The sequence below is a fragment of the Chryseobacterium daecheongense genome (genome assembly GCF_003729955.1).
Classification (GTDB): domain Bacteria; phylum Bacteroidota; class Bacteroidia; order Flavobacteriales; family Weeksellaceae; genus Chryseobacterium; species Chryseobacterium daecheongense.
Window position 1 is genome coordinate 537,331 of sequence record NZ_RJTX01000001.1, and the last position, 26,796, is coordinate 564,126.

The following is a 26,796-nucleotide window of genomic DNA, read 5'->3' on the forward strand; positions in this document are numbered from 1 at the left end:
AAAGATATTTACAACAGATATCCTAACTTTGATCAACTTTTAATACCATAAACGTTTAAAAATATTTTTTTCAATATAATTTACAATGAAAATAGAAATCTGGTCGGACGTTATGTGTCCGTTTTGTTATATAGGCAAGCACCATTTTGAAGCGGCTCTTCAAAAATTACCCTTTAAAGATGAAGTAGAAGTAGAATGGAAGAGTTTCCAGCTCGATCCAACCTTAAACCCTTCTGAAACCAAGAATACAGTAAGCTATTTAAAAGATCGAAAAGGTTTTTCGGAAAACCAATCTGTTCAAATGGTGAATCAGGTGTCTAAAATGGGTAAAGGGACGGGGCTTGATTTTAACTTTGATAAAGCTTTAGTTACCAATACATTTCCGGCTCATAAACTGCTTCATTTATCAAAAAAACACGGCCAGTCTTCAGAAATGAAAGAAGCTTTGTTCGCTGCTCACTTCACTCATGGTGAGAACGTGGCAGATACTGAATTCTTAGTATCTCTTGCAGAAAAATCAGGGATAGATAAAAATGAAGCCAGACAGGTTTTATCTTCAGATCAATTTGATCATGAAGTGCATCAGGATATGTCTGATGCCCAACATAATGGCATCAGGAGTGTACCGTTCTTTATTTTGAATGGGAAGTATGCCGTTTCCGGGGCACAGCCAGTTGAAATCTTTGAAAATGCACTTCGGCAGACTTATGAGGAAACGGTAGCTCCGTTCAAGGATCTTTCAAATAACAACAATTCTTGTGACACTGATGGATGTAGTATTTAATTTTAAATTTCAATGATAAAAATAAACGAAGACCTTCATTTTCCCGTTTCAGATACGCTTTTTGTTTTCGCCCTGGAGTCGGAGGCAGGAAAAGCTTTTGATGAGAAAAACAAACTGATCACGGGTATTGGAAAAGTGAATGCCGCCATAGAGCTTACCAAAGAGATCCATACCAGAAAACCCAAATTGATCGTTAATCTCGGTTCAGCAGGAAGCAAAAATTTCAGCAAGGGAGAAGTGGTGTGCTGTACGAAATTCATTCAGCGTGATATGGATGTAAGAGGGCTTGGCTTTCATTTATATGAAACTCCATTATCCGGAATTCCACCCATTTTAGAATATGGACTGAAAATGAATAATCTGAAGGAGGGAATCTGTGGAAGTGGTGACAGCTTTGAGATGAATCATGCTGAAACAGATTACAATATTGTAGATATGGAAGCTTATCCTTTGGCACTTATTGCTAAGAAAGAAAATATCCCGTTTTTATGTTTAAAGTATATTTCTGATGATGCAGGAAGTGATGCCGCGGATGACTGGTCTGTGCAGGTACATCTGGCTGCCGAAGCTTTCAAAAACATACTATTCAGTTAAAACTTCTTATCATGACATCTATCATAATCAATCAGGCAAATATTCACGATCTGGAAACGATACAGCTTATAGGAAGACAGACTTTCACGGAAACCTTTGCGGCAAGTAATGCTGTGGAAGAAATGGAAAAATATCTTACCGAAAGCTTCAGTACCGAAAAAGTAAAGACTGAATTAACGAATCCTGAATCTCTTTTCTTTATTGCCTGGGAAGAAGACAATCCTGTAGGCTATCTGAAAGTAAATTCCGGAAATGCACAAACCGAATTGCAGGATAAAACTTCGTTAGAAATAGAGCGCATCTATGTAAAAAGCAGTCATCATGGTAAAAAAATCGGACAACTTTTATATGACCAGGCATTAGAAACAGCCAAAGCATTACAAAAAGCCTATATCTGGCTGGGGGTTTGGGAAGAAAACCTGAAAGCGATCCAGTTTTATAAGAAAAACGGATTTGTGGAATTCGACAAGCATATTTTCAGGCTGGGTGATGATGAACAGACGGATATTATGATGAAAAAGGTTCTGGAATAAACTTAAAATTTATCTGAAGGAATTAAGATTATTTAGTGAAATTCTTCGCTGCGTTCAGAATAACAGTGTGTTCAAGGGTTCGTTTTACTGAAAATAAAAGGCCACCGCGAAGGTGACCTCCAAAAAAACACAAATGATGAAAAAAAATTATTCTTTGCTAAGATACAAAATAAATTATGCAAAGCATAATTTATATACAACTTTAATATTTTTTAACTCTTAGGCTGTTTTCTTTGAAAATGAACTCATTTCCATTATAGCTCACCTGTTCCACTCCCAATAAAAAACAGCAGTTCTTCATACACATTATATGCTCCTTTCAATGGGTATACATCCCATTATGACTTTACTCATAAAGAAACACCCGTATAACAACTAATTTTGTTACTACCACCAAAATATTCATTATGAAAGCAAAGCAGATTCCGGGAGTTCCCATCCAGAAAAGTGGGAGCTTTCACGATACAGAAAGTGAGAAACACTATGATAGTCCATCTATTGCGTCTGAAAAATTCAATATTCTGAAAGAAAGATTCTTTTCTATTAATCGCTGGAAAAGCTATAGCGGTGGTCCTTTAGCAGATTTCAGGCTCTACAATTCCAATGGAAATGCCATAGAAGAAATGCCTGAAATAGGAGATTTTATAAGAATAGATATTCCCGGTCCGGGAGAAACCGAATCCAAAGGATATGACTGGGTAGAAATCATCTATATTTCTCATAAGGAAACAGATGAATCAGAAAGTTACATCATGACCTGCAGACCTTCAAAAACTCCAGGCATTACCGCTAATCAGCATATCGCTCATTTTTATTCCAATGCAGCCACCTCAACATTCATGATCCAAAAAAGGGGAAGAACAATAAAAGCAGGAATTTATGGAAGGAATGAAAAGCCTAATCTCAACGCCAGATTCATCGATACCATAAGAAATGTTCTGATTGCTTTGGGAGGCATGATGGGTTTTTCAAAAATTCAGTGGAAAAGCCTTACAGAGGGACTGCTGGATTTCTAAATTAATTAATTCCTGATTACTCTTTAGTCGTATCCCGCTTCGGATAAAGGATTAATCTAATAGAAGGATTATTGGTGATGAATAACCGCAGCCATTCCAACGCCAGACGGATCTTATTCCTGAAACCAACCAATGGCAATATATGGATAAACAGCCATGTCAACCACGCTATAAATCCTTTGAACGAAAATTTAGGAAGGTCAACTACCGCATTGAATTTAGAAATAATGGCCATGGTTCCTTTGTTATTGTACTGAAAAGGATTCAGAACTTTTTCATCTTCAATCCGTTTAAAATTATTTCCAAGATTTTTGGCCTGCTGTATAGCAACTTGTGCCAACTGCGGATGCCCTTTCGGATATTCTTTATCTGTAAGCTGAAGACAAATGTCGCCTAACGCATAAATTTGATCAAGACCCTGCACTTTATTGTAAGCATCCACCAGAATTCTTCGCCCCTTATCTATACTTGTTTCCGGAAGTCCGGGAACTTCTCTTCCAACAACACCCGAAGTCCAGATCAACGTTTCTGTAGGAATCGTTTTGCCATCGGATAAAATTACTTTTCCATCCGTATAATCTTTCACGGATACATTAAGCAGGATCTTGACACCAAGTTTTTCCAGGGTTTGATAAGCCGTTTCCTGAGCCATTTCACTCATCGATGAAAGTAAATTCGGAAGTGCATCAATCAGATACAGATTGGAAAGCCCCAGCTTAATTTCAGGATATTCTTTTTCAGCAATATATCTTCCCATTTCAGCAAGCATTCCTGCTAACTCCACACCGGTAGGACCTCCGCCGGCGATTACTACATTCTGAAGCTTTTCAGCCGCTTTTACATCTTTATTCCGGGCTGCTTCTTCAAGGTTCAAAAGCATATAGTTTCTTAAATAAAGAGCTTCTTCAATATTTTTCATCGGAAGTGCACACCGTTTCACATTCTCCATTCCAAAGAAATTGGGTTCTGTACCCAAAGCCAATACCAGATAATCATACTTTAAACTTCCTGTATCTGTATCAATGGTTTTACTTTCAGGATTCACCCTAAGCAGGCCTCCCATATGAAAATGAATGTTATTATATTTTGAAATGAGTTTCCGGAACGGATAACTGATATTAGAGGCTTCAATAAAAGAGGTCGCCACCTGATAGATAAGTGGTGGAAAAAAATGATAATTGTTCTTATCTACCAGAGTAATCCGGAATCGGCTGTCGTTCTTTAAGGATTTGATCAGATTGATGCCTGCAAATCCTCCGCCTACGATGACAATATGCTTTTTCATAGTAATATATATTGAAGTGGTAGTAAATATCCTTCAATAATAAGACCAAATCATTTTCAATTATATGAACTCTGCATGATGTTTGCTGATTATTCTTCAAACCAATCTAAATATAAATATGAAAACGGACATTTTAACAGAAAAGCACAGACTAGGATTAGGAGGTGTAGCCATAGGAACTGCCTTCGCAGATATTACGGATGAACAGGCTCATGAAGTCCTGCAAAAAGCATGGGATCTTGGAATAAGATATTATGATACTTCTCCCTGGTACGGACTCACAAAAAGTGAAAGGAGATTCGGGAAATTTTTGCAGACCCAAAACAGGGAAGACTTTGTTTTTTCTACAAAAGTAGGAAGGCTATTTGCGGAAGTCCCTGAATCCGAAGTCCCACCAACCATGTGGAAAAATCCTTTGAATTTTGATTTTGAGCACAAATATACCGCCGATGCTGTATTACAGTCGATTGAAGACAGCCTGCACAGAAGTGGCCTGGATTATATAGATATTGTTTACGTTCATGATCTATCCGAAGACCAGGTAGGGGACAGATATCCTTATTTTCTGGACCAGGCTAAAAAAGGAGCATTCAGGATTCTTTCCGAGCTTCGCAGCCAGGGTGTTATCAAAGCTTGGGGAATGGGAGTGAATAAAATAGATCCTATCCTGGACTGTATTGAAGCTGCGGATCCTGATATATGCCTTTCCGCCACGCAATATTCTATTTTAGAACATGAAGAAGCGGTTGACAGATTGCTTCCCGCTGTACGAAAGGCAGGAGTGAAGCTTGTTTCCGGCGCCGGATACAATTCAGGATTTATTGGGGGAAAAGAACGGTATAATTATAAAGAGATCATTCCAAAAGGAATGACCGAAAAGCGGAACAGGATACAGGAAATTGCTCAAAAATATGATATTGATATTATAGACGCTGCCGTTCATTTTGTGTTAGCATCAGATGAATTTGTTTCCATCATCCCGGGAGCAAGTAAACCGGAACAGGTCCAGGATAACGTTAATGCCCTTGAAACAGTAATACCCGTTGATTTCTGGAAAGATGTAAAAGCCGAAGGATTGATTTATGAAAAGGCACAATTTCCTCAATAAGAAAAAAAGAGATCTAAATATTAAATTTAGATCTCTTTTTCAATTTATCTTACATCGCTTTGCTATTAAGTGTTGTATCCGCTATTTTGGTTAACAGCTCGTCACATTTTTTTTCTTCATTCAGAGTATCCAGCAAATTCTTAAGACATTTTTCTTCTTTAAGAACTTTAGCATATGCTGCAAGGGTACCATATGTAGCGATCTCATAATGTTCTACTTTCTGGGCAGCTCCTATAATACCAACGTCTCTCACTGCGCCCGGTTCGGTTTCCTCCATAATGCTTTTCCCTTCATCCAATAACCCTTGCATCGCATCACACTTCTTAGCCTGAGCTTTTTTTCCTAATGCAGAAAAACAGGCTTCCAGTCTTTCCACATGCATTTCTGTTTCCGTAATGTGCTTCTCAATACCTGCTTTAAGCTTTTCGTCTGTTGCATTTTTCTGCATTTTAGGTAGAGCTTTCAGCAATGCTTTTTCAGCCCAGTAAATATCCTTCAATGAGTCTTCAAACAGTTCTCTTAATTCTTTGGAGGCATTCTTTTTAGCAGGAGTCTTTGCTGCTGTTCTAGCCGGTGCTTTCTTTACAGCTGTTTTTCTGGTTGAGGTTTTCGTTTCCATAATAATATAAATTTAGTGGTTGATGTTATTGCCAAATAAACTGCAATTATAAGACCAACTCTTTATTTCGGTGTACCACATTTATGCGGTTAGACTCCATATTCAGTTATTATTTTCTACCATAAGAGAAAACATTTCGTTAATCGGGGAAATTATTATAACTTGCATCAATTATGATGTCCAAACGTTGCAAATACGCTTTAAAAGCTATGGTCAGATTAGCCCGAAACTATAATCAAGGCTTTCTGCCGACCTCGGTTATTGCAGTGGAGGAAAACATTCCGAAAAAATTTTTAGAACAGATCCTGCTTGAATTAAAAAGAGCAAAGCTTGTCAATAGTAAGCAGGGAACTGCCGGTGGATATTATTTATTGAAATCACCGGATGAAGTATCTTTGGCGGATCTTTACCGGATTTTTGATGGACCTATTGCTTTAACGCCCTGTGTTTCTCTGAATTTCTATGAACCTTGTACCGATTGTGTGGACGAAGAATCGTGCTACCTTAGAAATGAGCTCATCAATGTTCGTGAAAAAACCAGAAAAAGTATGATGGAAGCTACGTTAACAGCCTTTATGAGAAAAAAATGATTTTTTTTATTTCTAAATTCTACTAATTTGATAGGATATATAGAATTAATATTTATATTTGCATCAATTAATTTCAATGTAACAATGGGAAACCATCTGAAAACAGAATTCGAAACACTGCTGGGAGAGGCTTCTAATGCCGCTTTCCAAAATAATTTATTGTCGGTATTGGTTGAGAAATTTCCTAATCAGGTTATTTTTTCCACCAGCTTCAGCTATGAGGACCAGGTAGTCACTCATTTGATCAAAGATCTGGATGTATCTATTTTTACATTAGACACCGGAAGACTTTTTGAGCAAACCTATGAAACCTGGGCAGCAACCAAAGCTTTCTTTAAAAAAGAGATCAAAGCTTATTATCCGGATACAGGAGAACTGCAAAAATTTGTCACGGAAAACGGACCGGATTCTTTTTACCAATCTGTAGAAAAAAGAAAGGCATGCTGCAATATCCGTAAAGTACATCCATTGAAAAAAGCACTTCAGGGATATAGTGTCTGGATCACAGGATTACGATCGGAACATTCTCTCAACAGACAAAATATGCCACAGCTGGAGTGGGATGAAGATAATAAGATCATTAAATATCACCCAATCCTGCACTGGACCACACAAGAGGTAACCGACTATGTTCAGAAGCATCAATTGCCTTACAACTATCTTCATAAACAAGGATTTGCAAGTATAGGATGTGCTCCATGTACCAGAGCTATCCAGGAAGGGGAAGATTTCAGAGCAGGCCGCTGGTGGTGGGAAGATGCCAACAAAAAGGAGTGCGGTTTACATATACATCAATAAAATAAACAAACATGTCAACATATCAGTTCAATTATTTAGATCAATTAGAATCCGAATCTATTTACATCCTAAGGGAAGTGGCAGGACAATTTGAACGCCCTGCATTGCTGTTCAGCGGGGGAAAAGACAGCATTGTTCTGGCACATCTGGCGTCAAAAGCATTCCGCCACGGAAAAATCCCTTTCACATTTGTACACATAGACACCGGTCACAACTTCCCGGAGGTCTTACACTTCCGGGATAAGTTAGTGAACCAGCTCGAAGTGGATTTAGTAGTCAGACAAGTTGAGGACACCATTAAAACCAGAAAGCTGACAGAACCTAAAGGAAAATTTCCAAGCAGAAACTGGCTGCAAACCTTCACACTGCTTGATACTATTGAGGAATTTGAATTTGATGCCTGCATCGGAGGAGCCCGAAGAGATGAAGAAAAAGCACGTGCCAAGGAAAGGATTTTTTCCGTTCGTGATGAATTCGGACAATGGGACCCTAAGCTTCAACGTCCGGAATTATGGAATATTTTCAATGGAAGAATTCATAAAGGAGAAAATGTGAGGGTATTTCCGATCAGTAATTGGACAGAGCTGGATATCTGGAATTATATCCGCAGAGAAGAAATAGAGCTTCCTTCCATTTACTTTTCTCATGAAAGAGAAGTGGTAGATCTTAACGGACAGTGGATTGCCAATTCTCCATTTGCAGAATTAGAATCTGATGACATTATCACCACAAAAAAGATCCGTTACCGCACAGTGGGAGATATGACCTGTACCGCCGCTGTGGAGTCTGATGCCAATACGATAGATGGAGTGATCGACGAAATTCTAGCCACCAGGATTTCTGAGCGCGGGGAGACAAGAATCGATGACAGAGTTACAGAAGCAGCAATGGAAGACCGTAAAAAAGGAGGCTACTTTTAAATAAATGATACAATAAAATTGATAAATGATTTTGAAAATATGCAGTTGAGAATGAATTATCATTAATAAAAATAATATGGATATTTTAAGATTTATAACCGCAGGAAGTGTAGATGACGGGAAAAGCACCCTGATCGGCAGACTGCTTTACGATAGCAAAAGTATTTTACAGGATCAGTTAGAAGTCCTGGAAAAGCATTCTAAAAATAAAAATGAAGATGGGGTAGACCTCGCCCTTTTAACAGACGGATTGCGTGCGGAAAGAGAGCAGGGAATTACCATTGATGTAGCATACAGGTATTTTTCAACACCAAAAAGGAAATTCATCATTGCTGATGCTCCGGGACACGTTCAATATACGAGGAATATGATTACCGGCGCTTCCAACTCGGATTTAATGATCATCCTGATCGATGCCCGTAAAGGAGTGATCGAGCAGACTAGAAGACATTCCATTATTGCATCATTGCTGAAACTGAAAAAAGTGGTAGTGGCCATTAACAAGATGGATATGGTTGACTATTCCCAGGAAGTATATGAATCTATACAGGACGATTATTCAAAAATAGCAGAAAACCTGGGTTTGAATAATGTGAGTTATTTCCCGATCTCAGCACTTAAAGGAGACAACATTGTTTCATTATCCTCTAAGACAGATTGGTACGAAGGAAGCTCTTTACTGGAATATTTGGAGAATGTTGAGCTTAATGAAGAGTCTGATAACGGAAACCGTTTCCAGGTTCAATATGTTATCCGCCCTCAAACGGAAGAATTGCATGATTATCGCGGATATGCGGGAAAGATCGTGAGTGGACAATTTCAAAAAGGAGACAAAATTTTCATCCTTCCGGCAGGTCTTACCACTCAGATATCCAAAATTGAAATCAATGGAGTAGAAGCAGATGAAGCATTTGAAGGGCAGCCTGTGGTATTACATATATCGGATGACCTCGATATCAGCAGAGGGGATTTCTTCACTACTACCGAGCAACTTCCTCATGTTGAAAAAGATGTAGAAGTTTTATTATGCTGGCTTGACCAGAAATCCCTCCAACCCGGGAATAAGTATTTGCTACAACATCACAGCAGGCTCCTAAAAGCAGTAGTAAAAGAAGTAGATTATAAAATCAATGTCAATACCCTCGCACATGAAAAAGCAGAAGGAGATATCAGGCTTAATGAAATTGTAAAAGTTACCCTTAGAACAGCACAACCATTAGTTTTTGACAGTTTTATCAACAATAAGAGAACAGGATCTGCCATTTTGGTGGATGAAACTTCCAATTCAACGGTTGCGGCATGCATAATTCAGTAAATAATGGAAACATCAGAATATTTCATTGAAAAGATTTTCAAGAAGAAACAGAGCAATTCTATTGGCTTTTTTGACAAAAACACCACTGAAGTTTTTGTCAAAGAACTATACAAGGTGCTTTTTCTTCCACAGCACATTCATACTGAAGACAAATTAAGAAAAGATTTCGCAAGACTGCATAACACTCTCTTAAATTTGATCAACAGTATCACAGAAGATAAAATTCTTGCAGAACAGCAGGCTGATCTTTTTTTTGAGGCATTACCCGGAATATACGATAAGCTGATCTTAGACGCAGACGCCATTCTTGAATTTGATCCGGCCACAGAATCACTGGAAGAGATTCTTTTGGCGTATCCGGGATTTTTTGCAACCTATGCCTACCGGATTTCGCATCAGCTATGGAATCAGGAAATCAAAATCATTCCGCGCATCATTTCGGAATATGCCCACAGCAAGACCGGAATAGATATCCATCCGGGAGCAAAAATAGGAGATCATTTCTTCATTGATCACGGAACCGGAATTGTGATTGGAGAAACAACCATTATCGGAAATCATGTAAAACTCTATCAAGGGGTAACATTGGGTGCTTTACATGTTTCCAAAGAGAACGCCAACCAAAAAAGGCACCCGAATATTGAAGACCATGTCATCATTTACTCAGGAGCCACCATTTTAGGAGGAAATACAACCATAGGCAGAGAAAGCATAATTGGCGGAAACGTCTGGATAACCCAAGATGTGCCTTCCCATTCTCTGGTTTATCATAAAAGTGAAATAAAAATCAAGGATAACAGCTCCTTACCGGAATCTTTAACCTTTGTTATATAAATCAATAAAAACAACATAAAATTGAATCGGCATGAAATTCCAAAACACCCTAGAAACAATCGGGAATACACCAGTAGTAAAAATCAATAAGCTATTTAATTCTGATCATGAAGTATGGATCAAGCTGGAAAAAAGTAATCCGGGAGGAAGCATCAAAGACAGGATTGCCTTGGCTATGATTGAAGATGCAGAAAATAAAGGATTATTAAACAAAGAAAGTGTAATTATAGAACCTACCAGTGGAAACACAGGAATCGGGCTTTCTTTGGTAGCCGCAGTAAAAGGGTATAAGCTTATTCTCGTCATGCCCGAAAGTATGAGTGTGGAACGCCGTAAAATCATGGAAGCCTATGGAGCAGAATTTGTGTTGACTCCAAGAGAAAAGGGAATGAAAGGAGCCATTGAAAAAGCCAATGAGCTGGCCCAGGAAACTCCCAATTCATGGATCCCCAAGCAATTTGATAACCCCGCCAATGTACAGGTTCATATTGAAACAACGGCTCAGGAAATATTGAATGATTTTCCTGACGGGCTAGACTACATCATTACCGGAGTAGGAACAGGCGGACATATCACAGGAATTGCCAAAGTGTTAAAACAAAAATATCCTGACCTTAAAGTTCTTGCTGTAGAACCGGAGCTTTCACCCGTTTTAAGCGGCGGAGAACCTGCACCACATCCTTTACAAGGGTTAGGCGCCGGATTCATCCCATCCATTTTGGATACCTCAATTTTGGACGGAATCATCAAAGCAGGAAAAGAAGAAGCTTTTGAATATGCCATTAATGCTGCCAAAAAAGAGGGACTTTTTGTAGGAATTTCTACAGGAGCAGCCTTAGCGGCAGTAGCAAAACAACTTCATGAAATACCTAAAGGATCAAAAATTTTAACAATTAACTACGATACAGGCGAAAGATACCTGTCCATTGAAGGACTCTTCTAACCTCTAAACCCATTACAATGAACGCAACTATCAAAACACCAAAGGTTTACCTTATCGGTGCAGGGCCCGGCGACCCTGATCTCATCACTGTAAAAGCGGTTAAAGCCCTTGCTGAAGCTGAAATCATCCTGTCTGACCGCCTCGTGAGCCCGGAAATTTTACAACAATACGCAAATAAAAATGCAGAAATCATATACGTAGGTAAAGAATGCAGTAAAAATGCATCTACTCCTCAAGCTCTTATCAACGAATTAATAGTTGATTATGCTCTTCAGAACAAGAATGTAGTAAGGCTTAAAGGGGGTGATGTTTCCATTTTTTCCAATATTCTGGATGAATTGCAAACCTTAAAACAGAATAAGATCTCTTATGAGATCATTCCGGGGATTACGGCAGCTTTAGGAGCAGCAGCTTATGCGGGAATGCCCTTAACGGCCAGGAATCATGCCACTTCGGTTCGTTTTCTTACCTATTATAAATCTGAGATCCTTGATGAGAACTATTGGAATGAATTAGCGGTTACGAATGACACTCTTGTTTTTTATATGTCTAAAGGAAACCTATCCAGCCTTGTGGAAAAACTGATAGATCTCAATATTTCCAGGGATAAAAAAATTGCCATCATTGAACAGGCTACAACCCCCTATCAAAAAGTATATACTTCTTCTTTTGATGATTTTAAGGCCAATTTTGCTGATAAGGATTTTATTTCTCCTTCATTGGTGGTTATTGGCGAAGTAGTCCGTTTGCATGAAGAATTTTCCTGGCTGGAAAATGCTAAAGAGGAAGACCTTTACTTCAAATCGGTCGTTAACGGAAGTCTCATCCCAACAACTCAAAATCTTTTTCAATATGCTGTCTGAAACTAAATTCAATATCCTCAAACAAATATCCGGTGATTTTTCAAGGGACGAAACCATCTGGGCAAGCGGTTATCTTGCCGGACTTGCCGGAGCACCCGTCGGTATTGCTCAGCCTGCCTTACAAAACAATCCGGACCATGAAATTACCGTAAAGAAAATTACACTTGCATACGGTACGGAAACCGGAAACAGTAAGAAGCTGGCTACAGAGCTTGCCGGAATCATCAAGAAAAAAGGGATCCAGGTAAAATTGGCGGATCTTTCCCAATACAAACCTAAAGACCTCATCAAAGAAGAATTTTTCTTTGTGATCATCAGTACACAGGGAGAGGGAGAGCCACCTATGCTGGCTAAGAAATTCTATGATCATATTCATGAAAACGAATTGATTCTTACCCAGCTCAAATTTGGAATTCTCGCCTTAGGAGACAGCAGCTATCCACAGTTTTGCAAAACAGGAGAGGATATTGATTTCCGTTTCGAAATATTAGGCGCAGAACGTATCATTCCATTGAAAAAATGTGATATTGATTATGAACAGGAGGCTTATCAATGGATAGAACATATCTTTGAAGTGGTTACAAAGACCTCGGCAAAAAACCCAAAAAGCGTTTCAGCGCCAAAAATTTCAACAGGAAGAAAAAAATACTGGGGAACGGTTTCCAACATCATCAATCTCAACGACATTACTTCCGAGAAAGAAACCTACCATATTGAAATAGAAACGGATGAGGCCATCACTTATCAACCGGGAGATGCATTGGGAATAGTTCCTTTCAATCCAAAAACCGTAGTGGATGAAATCATTGCATTGACAGGCATTGATCCTGAAAAACAGATCAAAACCTCAAAAGTTACCGCCAGTGCAGAAGAGCTTTTATATAAGCATCTTAATATCAGTTACCTTCTGAAAACTACTGTCGCCCAATATGCAATGATTACAGGACATCAAATTCCGGAAATCCGTTTAGGTCTTCTTGATCTGCTTCGGATATATCCTGTGAAAAATGCAGAACAATCTGAAGAAATAATTGCCATTCTCACCAGTCAGGCTCCACGTTTATATTCTATTTCTTCCTCTCCGGAAGCGCATGGAGATACTGAAATCCACATCACGGTAGCCAAATCGGAATACCAGATTGATGATCAGAAACGCAATGGATTATGCAGCGGATTCTTGAGTGAATTCCAGGAAGGGAACGAGTTTGAATTTTATATACAGGAAACTAAACACTTTAAACTTCCTCAATCCGATAAAGATATCATCATGATAGGACCGGGAACAGGAATCGCTCCTTTCAGATCTTTTCTTTGGGAACGGGATGCAGCAGGTGCAGAAGGAAGAAACTGGCTGTTCTTCGGAGACCGGAATTTTATTTCAGACTTTCTTTATCAATCAGAAATCCAGGATTTTCTAAAAACGGAAACATTAACCCACCTGGATATTGCTTTTTCAAGAGATACTTCACAAAAAGTCTATGTACAGCATAAACTGGAACAAAAAGCCCAGGAAGTTTTTCAATGGCTGGAAGCAGGAGCTTCCCTGTATGTATGCGGAACCAAAGATCCGATGAGCAAAGATGTTGAAGAAACCCTAATAAATATTATCCAAAACCAGGGAAAACGAAACCAGGAAGAGGCCCGGATTTATCTTGAAGAATTAGAGCTTAGCGGACGCTATGCCAAAGACGTGTATTAATTGTATTCTGAAATAAAAATAAATTGAACAATGAGCAATAAAGATAACCTTTCCCCGGTAGAAAGAATTAAAACCGGAAGTAATGGACTTAGAGGTACGTTAAAGGAAAGTCTCGCAGATGAATTTACCGGTGCGATACGGGAAGATGATCAGACCTTAATCAAGTTTCACGGGATGTATCAACAGGATGACCGTGACAGACGGGAAGAGCGTGTGGCTAAAAAGTTAGAATGGCTGTATTCCTACATGATCAGGTTAAGGCTCCCGGGAGGTTTTTTAACTCCGGAACAATGGATCGGACTGAATGAAGTGGCCGGAAAACATTCTACAGGAACCATAAAAATTACAACGAGACAAACCATTCAACTACACGGTATTTTAAAATCTCATTTAAGACCTACCATTCAGCAATTCAATCTGCAGCATCTGGATTCTATTGCAGCCTGTGGTGACGTGAACAGAAATGTAACCTGTACTTCCAATCCTTCTGAATCACCTCTACATCAGAAAGTATATGAGCTAGCCGGAAAAATAAGCGAAATGTGTTTGCCTAAAACTAAAGCCTATTATGATATCTGGATTGATGATGAATTGCTGATAGACAGAAAAGCAGAAGAAGATCCGCTGTATCAGGACAGATATCTGCCCAGAAAATTAAAGATCGGGATTGCAATACCTCCCAATAATGATGTAGATGTATTCATCAATGATATTGCACTTATCGCTATTATTGAAGACAATCAGCTTATTGGATACAATATTGCTGCAGGAGGAGGATTGGGTGCCACCCATGGAAATGAAGCCACCTATCCTAGACTTGCCTCAGTCCTCGGGTTTGTAGATACGGAGGAAAAAGCTTTACAGGCTGTTTATGAAATCATCACGGTACAGCGAGATTTCGGAAACAGGAGTGACAGAAAATTGTCAAGGCTTAAATACACCATCGATAAACTTGGAATAGATGGATACAGAGCAGAAGTGGAAAAAAGAACCGGCTTTGCTTTTGAACCTGCCCGGGAATTTAAATTTGAACAAAGAAAAGACCGTTATGGCTGGATACAGAATCATGAAGGAAAATGGTTCTATACTTTGTTCGTTGAACATGGAAGAGTTCTTGATACTAAAGGGTACCCGTTAAAATCCGGATTATTAAAGATTGCCGAAACAGGAAAGGCTAATTTCCGTTTTACCTGCAATCAGAATCTTATTCTTTCTGATATTACAGAAGAAGATAAGAAAGAAATTGAAGCTCTTCTAAGTGAATATGGAATTTCCGGTTATACCAAAAATGCAAGTGCTCTCCGCAAAAATTCTGTAGCCTGCGTTGCCTTAAATACCTGTTCATTGGCTTTGGCAGAAGCACAACGCTATCTGCCGTCCTTGGTAACGAAAATAGAACCTATTCTTGAAAAATATGGGCTTTTAGAAGAAGATATCACTATTCGTATGACGGGGTGTCCCAACGGTTGCGGAAGATCTCCCAATGCAGAAATAGGATTTGTGGGGACCGCTTATGGTAAATACAATCTGCACATTGGTGGAGACCGATTGGGATTGCGTCTCAATACAAAATTTAAAGACAATATAGGGGAAGACGAAATCCTTGAAACTCTGGATCAGCTCTTCGGGATTTATGTAAAAGAAAGAAATGCAGAAGAAACATTTGGTGATTTCTCATATCGCTATTTACAAACCGCAAAATAAATATATGATCAATATTCTTTACCGTCAGACAAAATCAAAGAAACTCTATCATCAGCTTTTAGGGATACGAATGTGTATGTGCTGTTTATTTTAAATATTACTACACATTCTTATTAACCTAAAATGATCATCAATGAAACAGAACAGACAGAATTATTTTCTGCCCAAAATATCCCTATTATTAGTCACATTTTTATTTATTAATATTGTACAGGCACAGCAACAACTTATAGAAGTAAGTGGAATTATTAAGCATATTGACACCCAGAAAGGCCTCACCGGCGTACAGGTACAGGTTGAAAATACGCAGGATATAGCCCTTACAGATCAGGAAGGACATTTTGTTCTGAGAACAAGAGTGAAAATCCCTTTCAGGATAGTGGTCAGTAAAGAAGGCTTTACTAACCAGATGGTAGAAATTCTTTCCCTATCCAATAAGATTGCCATAGAGCTCAATCCACAAAACACTATCATTAATGAAGTGGTTATTTCAGCATCCCGTGTTCCTGAAAAAGTACTGAGGTCACCCATTGCAATTGAGAAAATAGATATCAAAACCATTCGTGAAAGCCCAGCTTCCTCATTTTATGAAACACTGGAAAATGTAAAAGGATTACAGCTTTTAACTTCAAGCCTTACATTAAAGGTTCCCAATTCAAGAGGATTCAATTCTCCTAATAATTTCCGTTTTATGCAATTGGTAGATGGAGTAGACGTTCAGTCGGCCACATTGGGAGTTCCGTTAGGAAATGCAATAGGACCAACGGAATTGGATATTCAGTCTATGGAAGTCACTCCCGGTGCTGCATCCGCTCTGTACGGAATGAATGCCATTAACGGATTGGCCAGCCTCCAGACCAAAGACCCGTTCACTTCCGAAGGTTTGAGTGTCTATTTCCGTGGCGGAGTGAATCATGTTGACAATCTCCGCCATCAAACTGCTCCACTAGGAGAGAGTGCTATCAGATTTGCCAAAGCTTTCAATAAAAACTTAGCAGTCAAGATCAATGCTTCGTATTTTAATGGTATCGACTGGATTTCAGATAACCACACCGATCAAAATGCTAATCCATTAATTACAGCCAACCCTAATTTCTCTTTTATCAATAATCCTGCTGAAGATCTCTGGAATAAATACGGAGACGAAAGGAACAACAGAGTAGCGGTAAAGGTAAATTATAATGGAAAACCTACAACTTTTAATGTTTCACGAACTGGATATCTTGAAAAAGATTTAGTAAGCCCTGAAGTGAAAAATATAAAATTTGATGCCGGATTATATTACCGTTTCGGAGATCAATGGAGAACATCTTATGTTTATCGTTATGGACTGCTGGATGGAACCTTTCAAAGAGGAAACAAAATCCGTCTTCAAAATGCAACAGTTCAGAATCATAAAGTTGAGCTTACCGGTAAAGAACTTACATTCAGAGCCTATGTATCCATTGAAAATATGGGAGATTCCTATAACCTTAAACCTTTGGCAGATAATCTCGATCTTTCCAATCTTTCCAACACCAATTGGAGAAATATATTTCAATCTACTTTACAGAATAATCTTAATGCTGGTGTCAGCCTGAATGATGCCTTCATTCTGGCAAGACAGGAAGCTGATAAGAATAGAGCAGTTCCCGGTACTGCTGCTTTTGAACAGTTAAAGAATACGATTATCGGAATCAACAACTGGGATTCAGCCAATGCAGGAATTTCCGGGGCTCCGGCTACAGGTGGAGCAAAACTGGAACAGAAATCCCGTTTTTATCAGGGAGAAATCACTTATGACTTCAGCAGGTTTGTGAAAGTATTCAATCTTTTGGCTGGGGTTGATTACCGTTTGTACAGCATCACACCGGATGGGAACAATTTTGTGGATTTTAACAGGCCTGTCGCTGAAAGAAATATCCCATTAGCTGACGGTACATTCGGTAGAGATGTAACCTACCAGAAATATGGTGTTTTTGCACAGCTTACCGAACTTTTCTTCAGCGATAAATTAAAAGTTAATCTGGCTTTGCGTATCGACAGAAATCCGGAATTTGAAACCAAGTTCAATCCCAGAATAAGTATTGTTTATTCTCCGGTAAATCAGCATAATTTCAGGGCGTCCTTTCAAAACGGATTCCGTTTTCCATCCTTATTTGAAGCCCTTTCCTTTGTGAATAACGGGAATGTGAGAAGAGTGGGAGGACTCACGAAAGTCAATGAAGGATTAGGGTATCTTGAAAACTCTTACACTTTAGCTTCTATAGATCAGTTCACCTCAGCTGTGAATGCGGCTGTAGATGAAGGAGCCACACAGAACCAGGCTGCTTTGGACAGGAAAAATCTTTTAGTGGTAGCTAATCTGCAAAAATTACAACCGGAAAAGATCAACTCTTTTGAAGTAGGATATAAATCAGTATTTTTTAATAATAGGCTTGTGATCGACTGGGATTTTTATTATAACATTTACGAAGGTTTCCTGGGGCAAGTGGAAGTAGCAGTTCCTAAAAACGGGAAAGTAGGTACTGATCAGGCCGTCCTTGATATGCTTGACCGCAGCAAGCAAGACCGATACAGAGTTTACACCAACAGCAACAGTACCTATAAAAGCTATGGAACCTCTCTGGGAATTCGCTATAACCTTATCAAAAATTATAATATCAACGCGAATGTGTCTTATAATGACCTTATATCTTCTAACAGATCAGATCTCTTCATCACCTCTTTCAATACACCTAAATGGACGGTAAATGTAAGTGTGGGAAACAGGGAAATTATTAAAAATATAGGGTTTACGATTGTCGCAAGATGGCAGGATGCATTCTTATGGGAAAGTCCACTGGCCTCAGGAGATATTCCTGCCTATTATACGATAGATGCACAGGCAACATGGAGAATCCCAGAAATTAAAGCCCAGGTTAAAATAGGAGCTACCAACTTATTGAACCGTCGTTATTTTCAATATGCCGCAGGTCCAGAAATCGGAGGCTTATATTATTTAGCCTTCACGTATGATTTAAAACTCTAATACAATGAGCAATACTTTGTATCCTGTATTTCTTAAGCTTGAAAAGCTATCACTACTGATAATCGGTGGCGGAAAAGTTGCGCTGGAAAAACTTCAATCCGTTCTGGTGAATTCTCCGGAAACACCTATTACATTAGTGGCTAAAGAAATCATCCCTGAAATTAAAACTTTACAGGACATTTATCCGAATCTCCTCATCCATGAAAGAGCTTATCAATATGAAGATTTCAATGGGGTAGAGCTTGTAATAGCAGCAGTGAATGATGTGGATTTGGCAGAGCAGATCCGGACAACAGCTCATACCCGGAAATTGCTTGTTAATATTGCTGATAAGCCGGAATTATGTGATTTCTATTTAGGGTCAATTGTCAGAAAAGGGAATCTTAAAATTGCAGTATCTACCAACGGAAAATCACCAACCATTGCTAAAAGAGTCCGTGAAATGTTAACTGAGAGCATTCCGGATGAAATAGATAATGTATTGGACAATATGCAGGATATCCGCAACCAGTTGAAAGGAGATTTTGATTACAAAGTAAAAGAACTCAACAAGCTTACCACCCAATACCTTAATGAGAAAAAAGAGGATAGTACTCCATCCGATCTGGAAATGGAGAAGCTGATACGAATCACCAAAACAGTGCAGAAAAGAGCCAATATTTACCTGGGAATCATCGGTGTTTTGATTCTTTTCGGAATCTTGGGTGTGATTATTTATCAATTCAATCTTTCAGGAGACATCCAGAATTTTCTCAATAAAGACGGTCATATTTTTTACTGGATGCTGTTGGCTGGCTTCCTGGCGGAAATCGTTGCGGGATCAATGGGAATGGGATATGGAGTGATCTGTACCACCATTTTACTGTTATTAAATGTTCCACCGCCGGTCGTGAGTGCAAGTATTCACTCTGCTGAATCCTTTACAACAGCTGCTGGAAGCTTTAGTCATTATAAGCTGGGAAATGTCAATAAAAAAATGGTCTGGATATTATTTCCTTTAGCCATTGCGGGCTCAGTAGCAGGAGCATTAACCTTATCTCATTACGGCGAATATTACGCTCATATTGTAAAGCCTATCATTGCATGTTATACTTTATACTTAGGATTGAATATTCTAAGGAATGCTTACAAAGAAAAAAGTGAAACTCCTGTTCAGTTTAAAAGGAAAACCAATCTCAGAATATTAGGATTCACTGGCGGATTCATTGATTCTTTTGCAGGAGGAGGATGGGGCCCGTTGGTTACCGGAACACTGATCAAAGAGGGGAGAACTCCAAGATATGTGGTAGGCAGCTCAACGGTAGCCAAATTTTTGCTCACTATAACAAGTGCTGTAACGTTCATTTTTACCATCGGGATTCACCATTGGAATATTGTATTAGGACTTTTGTTAGGAGGTGTTTTTACGGCTCCTTTTTCTGCAATGCTTACTTCCAGATTACCTACAAAGAAAATGTTTGTGGTAGTGGGTATTGTAGTGATTATTATGAGCCTTATTTCTATAATGAAGTCGTTGTTATAAATATCCATATTTAAATTTGTAATTTTGAATAAGGCCGGCTTTTGCCAATATGTATACCATGATAACTACCAGATCAAAAAAACTGCAGATCTTTCAAACAGCAGTGTTGATATTTCTATTGACACCTTCATTGTTCTTGTCCCAGAGTAAGCGTTATCAGTGGAAGTTTAATACCGTTGCCCACCAGTTGCTGCAGATTGAAGAGAATAGTGAATCGGGTTCAGTTCCTAACGATTTTGACGCAAAATATCAATTACTGGATAATACCATTGGCAACTGCCTAAGAGCCGTAAAAGGGCAAGATATATCCACAATAAAGGATAAAGAACAGGCAGAAAAAATTCTTCGCATGATTGATTCGGCCATTTTTAAGGAAAGATTTTCAGTATGTGTAAAAGTTGAAAGGCTTTCTGAGGCTTTAACTTTAAAAAGAAAAGGCTCTCTGGGCTGTTTTTATACAGATAAAGATTGGAAAATCAATTACAGGTCGGAAAACTACACAAAATCAGATTCTTTATATCATGTTGATTGTGATCTGCTTTCTTTTATCTATTTAGGAGTAGGAGACGTTTTGAAGCTTTCATTTCACGTTGTTGAAGTTCCTTATCATACATTTATCCGTTGGTCGTTGCCCAATGGAGCATCTGTCAACTGGGATGTCAACACAGCAAAAATAACTACAGATGATGAGTATCGGAAAGGCATTCTGGGAATTACTCCCGGATTCAATAAAGAAACTGAGCTTAAACTTCAATATCTTAAGAATTTAACGAAAAATGAATTGATAGGATATTATTACTTCGTTGTTGGACGTTCCTTAAAAAAGGAAAGAAAATATCCAGAAGCTCAAACAGCTTATTTGAAATCCATTCAATACCGCCCATCAAATTATATCGCAAGATATTGCCTGGCTTTTATGATTGTTTTTACAGGAGCTTATCACTCACAGGACGACTTTCTGCTTGCTGAAAAAGTGGCCGGAGAAGCCTATCATCTCTATCCGGAAGATCAGGAAGTCGTGGAAACATATGCCTGTTCATTAGCATTACTGGGAAAGTTTTCAGAAGCAAAGGACATTTTAAAATTATTTCTTCATTATGATACCGATTTGTACAATGCTTTTGAGAAAAATGAAAATGGAATAGAGGTTTTCAAGAAAAAACATACCGTTATCGATTGACACTTTCATCTCTATTTCATAGCAGAAATTCCAGACTACATCATTTCAATATTTCAAATATCTTAGCGACAGGGATTCACCGGTAATTCTACGTATATTTAATTTTAAGTAAAAACACTCTTGTTTTTTCTCTTGCGTGTGATTAATTTTAGGGTTAAATTCATAAAAACATTAACCATAAAACACTATTATCATGAATCACGTAAAATACAGAATTGGAAAATGGCTTCCCTCTGACAGAGATTTCCTGAACAGCTGGATAGAGAAAAAAGTCAACCAGGCAAAAAATTCTCAAACTCCGCTCAATCCGGCAATTGCAGATCTCAGAGATGCTATATATAACGATCCCATTTTATACATGAGCTTCACAAGCATGTATGATGAAATTCCACAAGGGTATAACGAACCTGTAAAGAATTTTGAAACAATGCTTCTTATCATGAACCAGATCTTACAGGAAGCCCCTTGTTACAGTAAAATAGAAGACACAATCGGATTGGTTGGTTTTCCCATCAACGCTATTTTAGATTGGGCAATGGGAACCAGCGGCGGATATTTGGCATTCACCAATTCCGTTGTCAATGAAAAACTAAGCGTGATACTGGATGAATGGAAACAATTCCTGCAAACCAGCGCTTCACAATACGTTCTGGTCAACGGTCCCGTAAATCAGCCACAGCCAGACTACACCAATCCTATAGGTTGGTTTTCTCCCGAAGCATTGGAAGCGATCGCCGCTATGGATCCACTAAGAGGACAGGGCAATGATCCTCAGGACGCTTTAGCCAATTTCATCTACAATTATCAATGTCAGCCGGATCAGCCTTATTTCGGGTTTAAAAGCTGGGATGATTTTTTCACCCGCGAATTTAATCCCGGTATAAGAGAAGTGAGTCCGGAAGACAGCGATCCTTCAGTCATTGTGAACGCCTGTGAATCGGCACCTTATAATTGTGTGACCAATGCCATGATGAGAGATAAGTTCTGGATGAAAGGACAGCCTTACTCTTTGATCGATATTATGGATAATCATCCTTTAGCGGAACAATTCGGGGATAACAGCACGGTTTATCAGGCTTTTCTCTGCGCCAAAACCTATCACAGGTGGAACAGTCCGGTTGATGGAAAAATCGTAGCCATCCAAAATGTTCCCGGTACTTACTATGCAGAAGCACCTGTTGAAGGGTATGATCCTGCCGGACCCAATGACTCCCAAGGCTATATTGCCGAGTTAGCGGCAAGAGCATTGATTTTCATCCAATCAGATAATGAAAAAATAGGATTAATGTGCTTCGTTGCCATCGGTATGGCAGAAGTCTCCAGCTGTGAGATTACCGTGAATCCGGGAGATTATGTCAGAAAAGGAGACCCGATAGGCACTTTCCATTTTGGAGGTTCAACCCATTGCTTGATTTTCAGGCCGGGAGTGAATATCAATTTTGATTTTCATGGACAGACACCAAGCTTAAACACTTATAATATCCCTGTAAAAGCAAGAATTGGCGTGGTAGCTGATTAAATCCCAGGGTATTCAAAAATATAATAAGAGGGTTATATCATTATGAATATAGCCCTTTTTGTTGTTTATTGATGGGCATAATTATTGTACAAAATCCTATAACCACAAAATATTTACATATGAAAACCGAACAAACAATATCAGTATTGAATGATCTGCTGCATATTACCAATGACAGGATTGAAGGATTTGAAAAAGTAGAAGGAAAAATATGGGAAAAGTATCCCGATGTAAAAGGTGAATATGACCATATGATCTCTCAATCAAAGATTATGAAAATTGAACTCATCAACCTTATTACCGAAATCAACGGACAGCCACAAGATTCACCCTCGGTTGCCGGTGCCCTACACAGAGCATGGATCGATATTAAGAATTCTTTCCTATTCGCCAATGTAGAGTCCACATTAGAAAATGTAGTTTTTGGAGAAAAGGCAGCCATCAAAGCTTATGAAGATGCCATTAAAAGTGGGAGCCTCAGTGGAAGAAGCTTGGAAATCGTGACTGAACATTTAAAAAGTATTAAAGAATCTTACCATCAATTTGAAAAGATGGAAGAATACAAAAAGAAAGAGTAGGGCTATTAAGCACTGCTAATCATTCCTCAACAAACAAGATTGAATATTAAATCTGAGATAAGGAAATTTCAGTTCACCATAAAATTTATTTTTTTATTAGTTAAAATTTTACTAAAGAAAATAATATTTACTTCATTTTTTTACATTTCAAAACCTAGCAAAATTTGAAATTTTCAATATTCCGAATTATTCATGAAAAATCATTTATATTAATGAAATATTAATTAATAAATTATTTTAATTATTTTTTCCAAAATAATATAAACATATTGTTATTATTCATATCTTAGTGATGTAATAATCAAATAAATATTTACACATGAAAAACTTAAAAAAATTGAACAGAAACGAATTGAGAACTATTTCAGGTAACGGACTACTTGATAACATTGTAGGAGCAGCTAATGGCCTTGGTGGGGTAGTAAGCGGTGCTGTGAACGGTGCCGGTGCTATTGTAGGAGGTGTTGTTGGTGGTGCTGTAGGTACTATTGGCGGTGCTGTAGGTTCTGCAGGAAACCTTGCCGGTTCTACATTATGCCAGGTACAGTGTGTGATTAATGGTATTGTTACCATTAAATTACTTGCATGTGGATCTACTTGTTAAGATAAACACAAATTCATGTTACTATAGACCGCTCAAATGAGCGGTTTTTTATTTTGGGCAAATAGGCTAATCCTAAAAATATAAGCAACACTTCGTTGCTTATAATATAATGCATGTTTCAAATTTCTTTCCTCAAAAACATTTAAAATTATTTTTACTAAGAAAGAATAAAAATGTTCGTTTCCGGTGTTCTTTTTATAATCTCATTCATCATACCACATTTAAATATAGTAACTTTACATATACAGCAAACTTTATTCAAATAATAACAGCAATAATGTAATGTACGATTTCAAAATATCCGGACTTACAGATCAACAGGTTATCACTGCAAGAAAAGAGCATGGATATAACAAACTGGAATACAAAAAAGAAAATACACTTCTGTACTTTCTGAAAAACATTATAAAGGAACCAATGATCATTTTACTATTGGTTACCTCTTTTTTATATTTCATTAATAATCAAATCAATGATGGTTTGTTCCTTGCTTTTGCCATCATATTGGTTTCAACCATTTCTTTGTATCAGGAATCCAGAAGCCGCAATGCCCTGGAAAAGCTAAAAACATTTACAAAGCCCAGCTGCAAAGTGATCCGTAACGGAGAAGTACAGCAAATCAACACAGAAGAGGTAGTGGTAGGAGACAGTATCATGATGGAAGAGGGCGACCTGATCATTGCAGACGGAACCATCATACATTCCAATGATTTTTCTGTCAATCAATCTATTCTTACAGGAGAATCTCTTTCCGTATACAAAGATAAAAACGCTGAAGATCATTATGTATATTCGGGTACAATAGTAGCCAGCGGATTGGCCGTTGCTACTGTAACTGACATAGGGAACAAAACCAAACTGGGAAAAATAGGGAAAAGCCTAGAAGATATCAAAGACGAGAAAAGCCCCCTGGAAATACAGATCAATGATTTTGTAAAGAAAATGATTATTGCCGGATCCATCATTTTTATTCTGGTATGGATTATGAATTATTTGCGGTCTTACAATATACTAGACAGCCTTCTAAAAGCACTCACGCTGGCAATGAGTATCTTACCTGAAGAGATTCCTGTTGCCTTTGCTACATTCATGGCACTGGGAGCATGGCGTTTAATGAGAATGGGAATTATCGTGAAGCAGATGAAAACTGTAGAGACCTTGGGAAGTGCTACTATTATTTGCACGGATAAAACGGGAACGCTTACTGAAAATGAAATGACTTTGGCAAAACTGTTTCTTATTTCCTCTCAAAAAGAATTCAGTCCCGATGATATAAATAGAGAAGATGAAAAAGAGTTACTGGAATTATCCATGTGGGCAAGTGAACCCATCCCTTTTGATCCCATGGAAAAAGCATTGCATGAAGCTTATGGGAAACATTTTCAGGAGGACAAACGCCCTTACTTCAGAATGATCCATGAATATCCGCTTGATGGGAAGCCGCCTATGATGACGCATATATTTGAAGATCAATCCGGGAACCGGATCATCGCTGCAAAGGGAGCTCCGGAAGCATTAATTGAGGTTTCCAAGCTTAATCCCGGCGAAAAGGAAAGCATCAGGATTGCTGTGAAAAATTTTGCTTCGAATGGCTACAGAGTATTAGGAGTAGGAGTGTCTCAACTTTCCGGAAACAGTTTTCCTGAGCATCAACAGGAGCTCATCTTCAATTATAAAGGACTCATTGCATTTTATGACCCTCCGAAAAGAAATATGCAGCAGGTATTAAACGGCTTTTATCAGGCAGGAATAGCTGTAAAGATAATAACAGGGGATAATTCGGATACCACTATGGCCATAGCCAGACAAATAGGATTCAAGGGATATGAAAAAAGTATAACGGGAGAAGAGCTCATGAAACTACAGGACTCCGAACTCCGGGAATGTGTACAAAACATCAACATTTTCACCAGAATGTTTCCCGAAGCTAAGCTCAGAATCATAAAAGCACTGAAGACGGAAAAAGAAATCGTAGCTATGACAGGAGACGGCGTAAATGACGGCCCTGCCTTGAAAGCAGCGCATATTGGTATTGCTATGGGAAAGAAAGGTACTGAAATAGCCAAACAGGCGGCCTCATTAATATTGGTAGACGATGATCTGGAAAAAATGATCAACGCGATATCTATGGGCAGAAGAATATATTCTAACCTGAAAAAGGCAATACAATACATCATTTCCATACACATTCCCATTATTTTGACGGTTTTTCTTCCTTTAGCTTTTAATTGGATGTATCCTAATATTCTGACTCCTCTTCATGTAATTTTTTTAGAGCTGATAATGGGTCCTACATGTTCCATTATCTATGAAAATGAGCCTACGGAAGAAAATATAATGCTTCAAAAACCCAGACCTTTTGCAACCACTTTCTTTAAGGCAAAAGAATTAATGACAAGTATTATACAAGGAAGCTGCATTACAATAGGAGTTTTGTTTGTTTATCAGTTTTCGGTATTTCACGGATATACGGAAAATCTTACACGGACGATGGTTTTCAGCACACTGATTACAGCGAATATATTTTTGACCTTAATTAACCGTTCATTTTATTATTCTGCTTTTACTACTCTGAAGTATAAAAACAATTTAATTCCACTCATTATCCTGCTCACAGTTATCATTTTAGGTCTCATCATCTATATTAAACCTTTAGCCGGATTCTTCAGATTTAAAGCATTAGAATTCTCTCAACTCGCTATTTGCTGCTTAACAGGGTTTGTTTCCGTAATTTGGTATGAAATTGTGAAATTATTGAAAAGAATGAGCTCAAAATAA

Annotated in this window: 23 protein-coding genes; 21 read left to right on the forward strand and 2 right to left on the reverse strand. The window is 38.3% G+C overall.

The features are described 5' to 3' along the window. Positions 1-85 precede the first annotated feature (85 nt). The 4 genes from EGI05_RS02470 (at position 86) to EGI05_RS02485 (ending at position 2,927) form a co-directional block, all read left to right on the forward strand. Positions 86-784 (forward strand): DsbA family oxidoreductase, encoded by a 699-nt coding sequence (locus tag EGI05_RS02470; RefSeq protein ID WP_123261478.1) that lies wholly within the window; start codon positions 86-88, stop codon positions 782-784. 12 nt (positions 785-796) lie between these two features. After that, positions 797-1,378, forward strand: coding sequence for a 5'-methylthioadenosine/S-adenosylhomocysteine nucleosidase family protein (locus tag EGI05_RS02475; RefSeq protein ID WP_123261479.1), 582 nt, complete (start codon positions 797-799; stop codon positions 1,376-1,378). A gap of 11 nt (positions 1,379-1,389) precedes the next feature. Further along, positions 1,390-1,911 carry a GNAT family N-acetyltransferase gene (locus EGI05_RS02480; protein ID WP_123261480.1) on the forward strand — a complete coding sequence of 174 codons (522 nt, stop codon included), beginning with the start codon at positions 1,390-1,392 and terminating at the stop codon, positions 1,909-1,911. A gap of 407 nt (positions 1,912-2,318) precedes the next feature. Beyond that, positions 2,319-2,927, forward strand: a complete 609-nt coding sequence (locus EGI05_RS02485; RefSeq protein WP_123261481.1) for a hypothetical protein — start codon at positions 2,319-2,321, stop codon at positions 2,925-2,927. Between the two features lie 16 nt (positions 2,928-2,943). On the opposite strand, the gene EGI05_RS02490 is transcribed toward EGI05_RS02485, so the two are convergent. Beyond that, entirely contained in the window at positions 2,944-4,212 is a 1,269-nt protein-coding gene (locus tag EGI05_RS02490; RefSeq protein ID WP_123261482.1) for an NAD(P)/FAD-dependent oxidoreductase, read from the reverse strand. 118 nt (positions 4,213-4,330) lie between these two features. On the opposite strand from EGI05_RS02490, the gene EGI05_RS02495 reads away from it, so the two are divergent. Beyond that, entirely contained in the window at positions 4,331-5,320 is a 990-nt protein-coding gene (locus EGI05_RS02495; protein WP_123261483.1) for an aldo/keto reductase, read from the forward strand. Between the two features lie 49 nt (positions 5,321-5,369). Here the strand turns inward: EGI05_RS02495 and EGI05_RS02500 are convergent, their stop codons facing one another. Next, positions 5,370-5,939 carry a YciE/YciF ferroxidase family protein gene (locus EGI05_RS02500; protein WP_123261484.1) on the reverse strand — a complete coding sequence of 190 codons (570 nt, stop codon included), beginning with the start codon at positions 5,937-5,939 and terminating at the stop codon, positions 5,370-5,372. A 173-nt stretch (positions 5,940-6,112) separates the two neighbouring features. Here EGI05_RS02500 and EGI05_RS02505 point away from each other — a divergent pair, with 173 nt between their 5' ends. From EGI05_RS02505 to EGI05_RS02580, 16 genes are all read left to right on the forward strand, one after another. Further along, positions 6,113-6,529 (forward strand): RrF2 family transcriptional regulator, encoded by a 417-nt coding sequence (locus tag EGI05_RS02505; RefSeq protein ID WP_123261485.1) that lies wholly within the window; start codon positions 6,113-6,115, stop codon positions 6,527-6,529. 84 nt (positions 6,530-6,613) lie between these two features. Further along, on the forward strand, positions 6,614-7,327 hold the full coding sequence (locus tag EGI05_RS02510; protein WP_123261486.1) for a phosphoadenylyl-sulfate reductase: 714 nt from the start codon (positions 6,614-6,616) through the stop codon (positions 7,325-7,327). 11 nt (positions 7,328-7,338) lie between these two features. Beyond that, positions 7,339-8,247, forward strand: coding sequence for a sulfate adenylyltransferase subunit CysD (gene cysD, locus EGI05_RS02515; protein ID WP_123261487.1), 909 nt, complete (start codon positions 7,339-7,341; stop codon positions 8,245-8,247). 76 nt (positions 8,248-8,323) lie between these two features. Continuing rightward, positions 8,324-9,562: a sulfate adenylyltransferase subunit 1 gene (locus tag EGI05_RS02520; protein WP_123261488.1), complete on the forward strand. Its 1,239-nt coding sequence runs from the start codon at positions 8,324-8,326 to the stop codon at positions 9,560-9,562. 3 nt (positions 9,563-9,565) lie between these two features. Next, a complete protein-coding gene (gene epsC / locus EGI05_RS02525) occupies positions 9,566-10,396 on the forward strand; it encodes a serine O-acetyltransferase EpsC (RefSeq protein WP_185144947.1) in 831 nt (276 codons plus the stop codon). A gap of 31 nt (positions 10,397-10,427) precedes the next feature. Further along, complete coding sequence (gene cysK / locus EGI05_RS02530) at positions 10,428-11,339, forward strand: cysteine synthase A (protein WP_123261490.1); 912 nt, start codon at positions 10,428-10,430, stop codon at positions 11,337-11,339. 17 nt (positions 11,340-11,356) lie between these two features. Beyond that, positions 11,357-12,202 carry a uroporphyrinogen-III C-methyltransferase gene (gene cobA, locus EGI05_RS02535; RefSeq protein WP_123261491.1) on the forward strand — a complete coding sequence of 282 codons (846 nt, stop codon included), beginning with the start codon at positions 11,357-11,359 and terminating at the stop codon, positions 12,200-12,202. Then, the gene (locus EGI05_RS02540; RefSeq protein WP_123261492.1) at positions 12,192-13,901 is read left to right on the forward strand and encodes a diflavin oxidoreductase; all 1,710 of its coding nucleotides are present in this window, start codon (positions 12,192-12,194) and stop codon (positions 13,899-13,901) included. The genes cobA and EGI05_RS02540 overlap by 11 nt, the downstream gene beginning before the upstream one ends. A gap of 30 nt (positions 13,902-13,931) precedes the next feature. Beyond that, positions 13,932-15,605 (forward strand): assimilatory sulfite reductase (NADPH) hemoprotein subunit, encoded by a 1,674-nt coding sequence (gene cysI, locus EGI05_RS02545; protein ID WP_123261493.1) that lies wholly within the window; start codon positions 13,932-13,934, stop codon positions 15,603-15,605. Positions 15,606-15,738: 133 nt separating this feature from the next. Beyond that, positions 15,739-18,615: a TonB-dependent receptor gene (locus EGI05_RS02550; protein ID WP_123261494.1), complete on the forward strand. Its 2,877-nt coding sequence runs from the start codon at positions 15,739-15,741 to the stop codon at positions 18,613-18,615. A 4-nt stretch (positions 18,616-18,619) separates the two neighbouring features. Beyond that, complete coding sequence (locus EGI05_RS02555) at positions 18,620-20,137, forward strand: TSUP family transporter (protein ID WP_123261495.1); 1,518 nt, start codon at positions 18,620-18,622, stop codon at positions 20,135-20,137. Between the two features lie 58 nt (positions 20,138-20,195). Beyond that, positions 20,196-21,317, forward strand: a complete 1,122-nt coding sequence (locus tag EGI05_RS02560; RefSeq protein ID WP_134197380.1) for a tetratricopeptide repeat protein — start codon at positions 20,196-20,198, stop codon at positions 21,315-21,317. A 193-nt stretch (positions 21,318-21,510) separates the two neighbouring features. After that, positions 21,511-22,836, forward strand: a complete 1,326-nt coding sequence (locus EGI05_RS02565) for a phosphatidylserine decarboxylase family protein (protein WP_123261497.1) — start codon at positions 21,511-21,513, stop codon at positions 22,834-22,836. Positions 22,837-22,955: 119 nt separating this feature from the next. Beyond that, positions 22,956-23,414 carry a PA2169 family four-helix-bundle protein gene (locus EGI05_RS02570; protein ID WP_123262556.1) on the forward strand — a complete coding sequence of 153 codons (459 nt, stop codon included), beginning with the start codon at positions 22,956-22,958 and terminating at the stop codon, positions 23,412-23,414. 319 nt (positions 23,415-23,733) lie between these two features. Beyond that, positions 23,734-24,018, forward strand: a complete 285-nt coding sequence (locus EGI05_RS02575; protein WP_123261498.1) for a bacteriocin-like protein — start codon at positions 23,734-23,736, stop codon at positions 24,016-24,018. Positions 24,019-24,300: 282 nt separating this feature from the next. After that, positions 24,301-26,796, forward strand: a complete 2,496-nt coding sequence (locus EGI05_RS02580) for a cation-translocating P-type ATPase (RefSeq protein WP_123261499.1) — start codon at positions 24,301-24,303, stop codon at positions 26,794-26,796.